A 9,100-nucleotide genomic window follows, 5' to 3' on the forward strand; every position below is an offset into this window, starting at 1 on the left:
AACCCTTGCATGTCTTGCCTGGTGTGGGACCAAAGTCGGCAGAGAAATATGCCAAACTAGGAATTGAAAACTTGCAAGACCTCTTGCTCTACTTTCCTTTCCGTTATGAAGATTTCAAGACCAAGCAGGTCCTAGAGCTGGAAGATGGTGAAAAGGCTGTTCTTTCTGGTCAGGTAGTAACTCCTGCTAGTGTCCAGTATTATGGTTTTAAGCGTAATCGCTTGCGTTTTAGCCTTAAGCAGGGAGAAGTCGTTTTTGCGGTTAATTTCTTTAACCAGCCTTATTTGGCTGATAAGATAGAATTGGGAGCAACGCTTGCCGTTTTTGGCAAATGGGATCGTGCTAAGGCCAGTCTGACTGGGATGAAGGTTCTTGCTCAGATTGAAGATGACCTCCAGCCTGTCTATCGTCTGACTCAAGGAATCAATCAGGCAGGGCTGGTTAAGGTCATTAAGATAGCCTTTGATCAGGGGTTGGACCTCTTGATAGAGGAAAATCTTCCCCAGTCTTTACTGGATAAATACAAACTCATGTCCCGTTGCCAGGCTGTTCGTACCATGCATTTTCCTAAGGATTTGGCAGAATACAAGCAGGCCCTTCGTCGTATCAAGTTTGAGGAACTTTTTTACTTCCAAATGCAGTTGCAGACGCTCAAGTCTGAAAATAGAGTTCAGGGAAGCGGTCTGGTTCTGAACTGGTCTCAGGAAAAAGTAACGGCTGTCAAAAAAAATCTGCCTTTTGCCCTGACTCCAGCTCAGGAAAAGAGTTTGCAGGAAATTTTGTCCGACATGAAGTCCGACCTCCACATGAATCGACTCCTCCAAGGAGATGTGGGGAGCGGAAAAACGGTGGTTGCTGGCTTGGCCATGTTTGCGGCAGTGACGGCTGGCTACCAGGCGGCCCTCATGGTGCCAACAGAAATCCTTGCTGAGCAACACTTTGAGAGTTTGCAGAACCTTTTTCCAGAGTTGAAACTCGCTCTCTTAACAGGTTCTTTAAAAGCTTCAGAAAAGAGAGAAGTTTTAGAGACCATTGCCAAGGGTGAGGCTGATTTGATTATCGGAACCCATGCTCTGATTCAGGATGGGGTGGATTATGCTCGTCTTGGTTTGATTATCATCGATGAGCAGCATCGCTTTGGTGTGGGGCAAAGGCGGATTTTACGGGAAAAAGGGGACAATCCAGACGTCCTCATGATGACGGCGACTCCCATTCCACGGACCTTGGCCATCACAGCCTTTGGAGATATGGATGTTTCCATTATCGACCAGATGCCCGCAGGTCGGAAACCCATTGTGACACGTTGGATCAAGCATGAACAACTACCTCAGGTACTGACTTGGTTAGAAGGAGAAATTCAAAAAGGTTCTCAAGCCTATGTCATCTCTCCCTTGATTGAAGAATCAGAACCTCTGGATCTGAAAAATGCCATTGCCTTATCAGAGGAGTTGACGGCTCATTTTGCAGGGAAGGCCGAAGTGGCTCTTTTACATGGTAAGATGAAGAGTGGTGAAAAAGACCAAATCATGCAGGATTTCAAAGATAGAAAGACAGATATATTGGTCTCTACGACGGTTATCGAAGTTGGGGTAAATGTGCCAAATGCGACAGTCATGATTATCATGGATGCTGACCGTTTCGGACTTAGTCAACTTCACCAGCTCAGAGGTCGTGTCGGTCGTGGAGATAAGCAGTCCTATGCGGTTCTCGTTGCCAATCCCAAGACCGAGTCAGGGAAAGACCGCATGCGCATCATGACAGAAACCACCAATGGCTTTGTCCTTGCTGAGGAGGATTTGAAAATGCGGGGTTCTGGTGAGATTTTTGGAACCAGACAGTCTGGGCTACCAGAGTTTCAGGTGGCTGATATCATCGAAGATTTTCCGATTTTAGAAGAAGCCAGGAAGGTTGCCAGCTACATTAGTTCGATAGAAGGTTGGAAAGAGGATCCAGAATGGCGCATGATTGTTCTTCATCTAGAAAAGAGAGAACATCTGGATTAAGCCTTTTCTAAGAAATCTATAAGCTAGCTTTTAGGTTTGGGTCTTATACTAGAGTCATCAAAAAGAAACGAGGACTCTCATATGACGATTAAAGTAACCTACCAAAAGAAATTTCAGACTTTCAAACTAGAGAAAGGAGCTAGCACCTATTGATACACAAAGAGCGGAAACGCTCTTTTTATTTTTACGAAATGGTCGGCTATAAATCAAACTTAGTCGAGTGATAAAAAGATATTAGTCTCCAAGCCTATTTACTCTTTGACTAAAGCTTGATATAATTGCCCCATCTGAGTAAGGAGGAGTGAGAAGAATGTTAGAAACCAGAACGATTGCTATCCAAGATAGGTATGGAGAACGATTTCAGCATTGTTGGGGATGTGGTCCCAAGAATGATTTAGGCTTACATTTAAAAACCTATCCAAGTATAGATGGAAAGAGTTGTATTAGTCGGATAAAGCTTGAAAATGCTTATACTGGTGGAGTTCCATCAAATGTCTTTGGAGGAATGATAGCGACTATTTTTGATTGCCATGGTACGGCGTCAGCAGCTTGGTTTGCTCATCATCAAAAAGGGTTGGAACTGACGGAATCTACTGTGATAGGACGTTTTATTACAGCTCGCTTGGAGATTGATTACCTTAGTCCTAGTCCAATTGAAGATGAAATTGTAGTCACTTCTACATTGGAGGAATTAGGAGAAAGGAAAGCAATTATTTCTATGGAGATGACAGTGGCTACTAAAGTCCGTGCTAAAGCTAAAATGATAGCAGTAGCGGTAAAGGACCATATGTAAAAATATTGATTCAACATTAAAATGTTTAAAACTACTTTCAGACGATCAGTTTGAGGGAGGAGAATCTAAAATCACTTTCTGTTTCCCATTCTTTCTTGCATTGCTTTTCTAGATATGCTACAGTTATGATAGCGATTATAAAACAAAAGGAGCATACTATGAAAAATCCAGCTTTACTAGAAGAAATGAAGACTTATCAAGGACGAGATGAAGTTCCAAAAGATTTTGATGCCTTTTGGGATGAAGAGTTGGGAAAGGTTGCTAGCCTTCCAGCTTATCAGTTAGAAGAGCGTGATTTCCACATTCCAGGAGTCAAGAGCTATGAGCTGACCTTCCAAGGGACTAAGGAAGGTAAAGTATATGCACGTGTGGTCTTGCCAAAGAGTGAAGGAAAGGTTCCCCTTATCTTCCATTTCCATGGTTATATGGGACGTGGTTGGGATTGGACAGACATGCTAGCCTTTACAGTTGCTGGTTATGGCGTGGTTTCCATGGATGTGCGTGGTCAGTCAGGCTATTCACAAGATGGGTTGCGTGCTCCACTGGGAAATACAGTTAAGGGACATATTATCCGTGGTGCGGTTCAAGGACGTGAACACCTCTTTTACAAGGATGTCTATTTAGATATTTACCAGTTGGTTGAAATCATTGCCAGTCTCCCTCAGGTGGATGAGACGAGACTAGCTAGTTATGGTGCCTCTCAGGGCGGAGCTTTGGCACTAGTTGCCGCAGCACTGCACCCTCGTATAAAACGTACGGTTGCCATCTATCCATTCTTGTCAGATTTTAGACGCGTCCTAGAAATTGGCAATACTAGCGAAGCCTATGATGAGCTATTTCGTTACTTCAAATTCCATGATCCCTTCCATGAAACAGAAGAAAAAATTATGGAGACCCTTGCCTACATCGATGTGAAAAATCTTGCCCATCGAATCAAGGGAGAGGTGAAGATGATTACAGGTTTGGATGATGATGTCTGCTACCCAATCACTCAGTTTGCCATTTACAACCGTCTGACCTGTGACAAGACCTACCGTATCATGCCAGAGTATGCCCACGAAGCCATGAACGTCTTTGTCAATGACCAAGTGTACAACTGGCTCTGTGGCAGCGAGATTCCGTTCTTATATCAGTAAAGTAAATGATTTACTCCTTACACAAAAACCATCCAGAATCTAGGACTTTTCAAGGATTTGGGATGGTTTCTTTTTTTGTTCATTGGATAAGTAGATGCCTTATCTGTACTCAAAAAGCTCTATACTCTCTATAGTGAAAGCGTCACTACAGAAAATAGAGAGCTAGTACATCTGTATCTTATTCTTTATTTTCGTGTTCGTTTAAAGAATGTGATGCCAAAGGCGAGACCGAGCAAGCCTAGAAGACTGAGTTCAAAGTTGTTTGCTAGTCCTGTTTTTGGTAGTTGCTCTTCTTTAGTAGGAGATGAAGCGGTGTCGGAAGGGTCATTCTTTTGTCCGTCTTCGTCATTTGAAATTCCTTGTTGGTCCTGCTTCTTGTTTTGATCGTTCAGAGGATCAGTATTTGAAGTTTGCCCGGGATTCTCATGTGGAGGTGTCTCCTGTTTTTTGTAAAGTACACCATAAAGGCTGAAATGGTTCACTGTAATCTCGATATGATGGGCATCAACCTGAGTGAATGGAAGGCTTGTAATCTGACCATCTTCAGAGAGACTAAAAGCTGTCTCTACTTTAGAGCTGACAGGGATACGCACCTTTGCAGTGATGTTGTCTACAGGAACTTTATGCCCTTCAGTATCCACGAAATAGAGGTCGTAAAGGTCACCTTTTTTCCCGTCAAATACATGGTAGTTGCCTTGACTGAGGGATTTGACAATCAAACTAAACGTATTTTGTGGGAGCTGTCCAAAAGCTGTTGTTACTGAAATGAAATGGGGCTCTGTTCCTTTAAATGTGACAGTATTATCTGTACCAAGGGAGACTTGTTTACTGTTATCGAAATAACTTGGGACAACAAAGGTTGGTAATTCTTCTTGTACGGGTGCTGTTTGAGGAACCTCGGAGTAGACCTTAGCCAATTGTTTCGCATATCTTCGACTCAATTCTTCAACTTTTTGATTCATGCGAGCGACTTCGGCTTCTACCGCCTTGTTTTGTTCCATGCTCTTGGATTCGTTGGCACCATAGGCATTTACCACACCGTACTCTCTTACCAGAGATTGGACAAAAGTGTCAATTTCATCGGCAGTTTCTGGGATTGCTTCTTTAATCCAGCGAAGTTTTTCAATCTGTCTTTTGGCTTCTTTGAAGTTTTCAAAGCGTGGACTGGTCCGTGGTGTCTTGTCCTTGCCATCCTTATCTCCAGGGTAAACGAGGAAAGGATCGCCACTTTCCCACCACCAGTGATCGATATTGGTCAGGGGATCTTTGACCCAAGCATCATAGGCCCAGCGCAAATAGCCATCCATACCGAGAGATTGGGCGTACCAGAGGGTCCAAGCACTCTCTACAGGGGCGCTACGAGCAAAGGAACTAGGGTAATCTCCGACACAGGTGTAGAGGGTTGTTGTAAAGCCTTTTTGGCGACGGTCGTGCGCTAATTTGCGTACAGCAACTTCGTCTTGGATTTGGGCTAGGTCAATGGAAATGTCATGAATGTGATTGAGAATCTCAGCTTTTTCAGCACTATAATTCATGGCTGCGGAGATTTTTAGGGATTTTCCATCCTTGTTTTTATATTGTTCGATGAGAGAAACCACATGCTCCATGGTCTCGAGCGGACGTTCGTCCATGGACATATAAGCAAGGTCGAACCAACCTTTCTCATCGAGGTGCTGGATATAGGCCTTGAGAAACTCTCCCCAAATAGCTGTCCATTCGGCGCTTCCGACTGGCAAAGAGAGGGATTGCATACGCTGTTGCGTCACATCAAAATAGCCGATTTGATTTTCCCAAGGAGTGAGGGAGAAGGATTTGATTTGCTTATTGATGCCGAGACTGAGGGCAAGTTCAACATATTTGTCATAGTTTGTAAAATCAAAATCAAAGTGTCCATCGGCTTGTTTGGTCCATTTGACCATACTTGGGTAAGCATCATAGGTCTGATGATTCCACGGATCTTCGCTGATAGTAGTTGTGATAGCTCCTCCACCAATTTTGACATACTCAGACAACTGCTGTTTGAGGATTTCCATATGCTTGTCTGAGAACCATTCCTCTTCGCTCAAACCATAGTAGCGAGCAGTTGTGAATGGATATTGCCAGAGTTCCATACTGAAACGGTTGGTATCCTTCGGTTGCTCAATCGGCAATACTTCAAATTGGTAAGGCACTTGGATTGGCTTGCTTAGGTTCTCTGCTGTAACAGTGAAATGCCCTTTATATAGACCAGGTTTGGCATCACGAGGAACGGAAATCTTGAGCCAAACAGCCTGTAAGTGATTGCTAGCTAGATCTGTATAAGCAGCCTTATCTAAAATGTCAGGCACCATTTCATGCGGGGCGCTGGCGTCTGGAAGGACAAACTTTTGCCCACCGCGACCGACATAGGCACTGGTTTCCTTAAGGAAATAGGTCTGAACCTTGTCTGAAGAGATACTTCCTGCATCGGAGATAAAGTCACTAGGAGAGATGTGGATTTGTTTTAAGTCTTGATTTTTAGATTTTAGGATAAATTGTCCGTTTACCTCATCCCCTAGCCAAACGGGACGAGACGCTGTCGTGACCTGATCAAGTTCTAAGACATGGTCGTATTGGTCTTGGGAGGTGTGTTGATCGGTGCTTCCTTGTGAGATGCTCAGATTATTTTCTGCGGGGATAACAGTCACAGGAACAGTCCTTTCAATGTTTTGAGTTTTGAGTACAATCTCAGTTTGTCCCTCTTTGACTCCGTAGACAATCCCTTTCTCATCTACCTGAGCAATTTCAGGATTTTTACTTGAGAATTGGACACTTTCGTTTGCGTTAGTAGGTTGTCCTTGGAAGGTTAGAACTTGGCGACTGAGAGTGTCGACTGTGATGCTTTCAGGCAAACCTGTCAGTTCTGTAATGAGTCGTACCTCCTCATTGCGGTAGGTCGACATCCCATTATAGTAGAAATAATTATTAGAATCTTTTTGTTTTAGCAAGACTGTGTGAGGACCTTCTTCTAAATCAGTGATTGTATACACATTGACCCCATTTTCATAGTCTGCTGTGTGAGCATCGAATTCTCCGTGTTTGACACCATCAACCCAGACTTCGACAATACCGGACAAATCGGATTTGGTCGCCCAAATCTGAGCACGATGACCAATGAAGTTTACTTGTACGTCCCCGTAACCTCCGTGTAAGTAACCATAATCATCCCACTGCCCAATATAGGTGGTGTTAAAGTCTGTCCCGCTAGTCTGACCATGTTCGATATCGGTCTTAATTTCAGGACTATCTGCTGCAACGTGGGCTGGTAGGTAGAGACAGGCAAATAATAAACCTGCCAAAAGGGCTTGTTTTGTTTTCATAAGATCTCCTTATTATTTTTGTATGCGCCTTCTTTTATTTTATGTAAAATAAATCCTAAAAGAAAGGAAAAAACTATATAGAAAATTCTCCATTTTAAAGAGGAGGGAGGCAAGATGAGGAACTCTAAATGGATATCCTAGTTTGTTTCTATATTTTTCATGTTTGATTTGCCTGCTTAAAACGGGAGATTGCTGTGTCCCTATCCAGTCTAAGAAATGCACAGACCTTCATTAGCAATGATCCTAGCTTCTAATTTCAGTTGAAGTCTGAAACTACTTTCAGGATAGTCTGTTCTATAAAATAGTTTTGAAACTGAAATCTATTCTATCACAAGCTATTGAAAGCGCTTAACAAATGATATATAATAAGCCCATAGAAGAAAGAAAGGGAGGAAAGAGGATGCCACAGATCAGCAAAGAAGCCTTGATTGAACAGATCAAAGATGGAATCATTGTCTCTTGTCAGGCACTTCCTCACGAACCGCTTTATACAGAAGCGGGAGGGGTTATCCCCTTGCTAGTCAAAGCGGCTGAGCAAGGTGGAGCAGTCGGTATCCGAGCAAACAGTGTTCGCGATATCAAGGAGATTAAGGAGGTTACGAAACTCCCGATTATCGGGATCATCAAACGTGACTATCCGCCACAGGAGCCATTCATTACAGCGACTATGAAAGAAGTTGATGAGTTGGCTGAACTAGACATTGAGGTTATTGCTCTGGATTGTACCAAACGTGAACGTTACGACGGTTTGGAAATTCAGGACTTCATCCGACAAGTCAAAGAAAAGTATCCAGATCAACTCTTAATGGCTGATACTAGCACTTTTGAAGAAGGGCTAGCAGCAGTCGAAGCAGGGATTGATTTTGTGGGAACAACCCTATCAGGTTACACTTCTTATAGTCCAAAAGTGGATAGTCCAGACTTTGAACTGATCAAAAAACTTTGTGAAGCAGGAGTGGATGTCATCGCTGAAGGGAAAATTCATACACCTGAACAAGCCAAACAAATCCTTGAATATGGGGTGCGAGGCATCGTTGTTGGTGGAGCGATTACTAGACCAAAAGAGATTACGGAGCGCTTTGTTGCCGGTCTTAAATAACACAATCTCAAAAAAGAGGAGAGTGGTTGATGCGTCGGACAAAATGAAAACGTATACAAATATAAACTTGCTCATTATCCAATATGGATACGCTTATCAATTAGGAGAATACAAATGAAATTTAGAAAACTAGCTTGTACAGTACTTGCAGGTGCTGCGATTCTTGGCCTTGCTGCTTGTGGTAACTCTGGTGGAAGTAAAGATGCTGCAAATTCTGGTAGCGATAGCGGAAAAACAGAAATCACTTGGTGGGCATTCCCAGTCTTCACACAAGAAAAAACTGGTGACGGTGTTGGAACTTATGAAAAATCAATCATCGAAGCTTTTGAAAAAGCAAATCCAGATGTAAAAGTGAAATTGGAAACCATCGACTTTAAGTCAGGTCCAGAAAAGATCACAACAGCTATCGAAGCAGGAACAGCGCCAGACGTACTCTTTGACGCACCAGGACGTATCATCCAATACGGTAAAAATGGTAAATTGGCTGAGTTGAACGACCTCTTTACAGATGAATATGTCAAAGATGTGAATAATGACAATATCATTCAAGCAAGTAAAGCTGGAGACAAAGCTTACATGTATCCAATCAGTTCAGCACCATTCTATATGGCTATGAACAAGAAAATGTTAGAAGATGCTGGAGTTCTTGACCTTGTTAAAGAAGGCTGGACAACAGATGATTTTGAAAAAGTTTTGAAAGCGCTTAAAGACAAAGGCTATACACCAGGTTC

The 9,100-nt window shown here is 42.9% G+C and carries 5 protein-coding genes and 1 pseudogene; 5 read left to right on the forward strand and 1 reads right to left on the reverse strand.

Translation table 11 applies throughout. The features are described from left to right. The 3 genes from recG to SORDD24_RS00515 form a co-directional block, all read left to right on the forward strand. Positions 1–2,003, forward strand: a 2,003-nt coding sequence (gene recG / locus SORDD24_RS00505) for an ATP-dependent DNA helicase RecG (protein ID WP_231082629.1), incomplete at its 5' end; no start/stop codon positions are given. Between the two features lie 310 nt (positions 2,004–2,313). Then, entirely contained in the window at positions 2,314–2,796 is a 483-nt protein-coding gene (locus SORDD24_RS00510; protein WP_061406582.1) for an acyl-CoA thioesterase, read from the forward strand. A 158-nt stretch (positions 2,797–2,954) separates the two neighbouring features. Next, positions 2,955–3,932, forward strand: a complete 978-nt coding sequence (locus SORDD24_RS00515) for an acetylxylan esterase (RefSeq protein ID WP_061406584.1) — start codon at positions 2,955–2,957, stop codon at positions 3,930–3,932. A gap of 185 nt (positions 3,933–4,117) precedes the next feature. Here SORDD24_RS00515 and SORDD24_RS00520 read toward each other — a convergent pair whose 3' ends face one another. Further along, the gene (locus SORDD24_RS00520) at positions 4,118–7,270 is read right to left on the reverse strand and encodes a DUF4091 domain-containing protein (protein WP_061406586.1); all 3,153 of its coding nucleotides are present in this window, start codon (positions 7,268–7,270) and stop codon (positions 4,118–4,120) included. Between the two features lie 400 nt (positions 7,271–7,670). On the opposite strand from SORDD24_RS00520, the gene SORDD24_RS00525 reads away from it, so the two are divergent. Both SORDD24_RS00525 and SORDD24_RS11450 read left to right on the forward strand, forming a co-directional pair. Then, complete coding sequence (locus SORDD24_RS00525; protein WP_061406588.1) at positions 7,671–8,369, forward strand: N-acetylmannosamine-6-phosphate 2-epimerase; 699 nt, start codon at positions 7,671–7,673, stop codon at positions 8,367–8,369. A 159-nt stretch (positions 8,370–8,528) separates the two neighbouring features. Continuing rightward, a pseudogene (locus SORDD24_RS11450) lies at positions 8,529–9,100 on the forward strand (ABC transporter substrate-binding protein); the annotation flags it as partial.

This window comes from Streptococcus oralis, from assembly GCF_001579175.1.
GTDB classification, from domain to species: domain Bacteria; phylum Bacillota; class Bacilli; order Lactobacillales; family Streptococcaceae; genus Streptococcus; species Streptococcus oralis_O.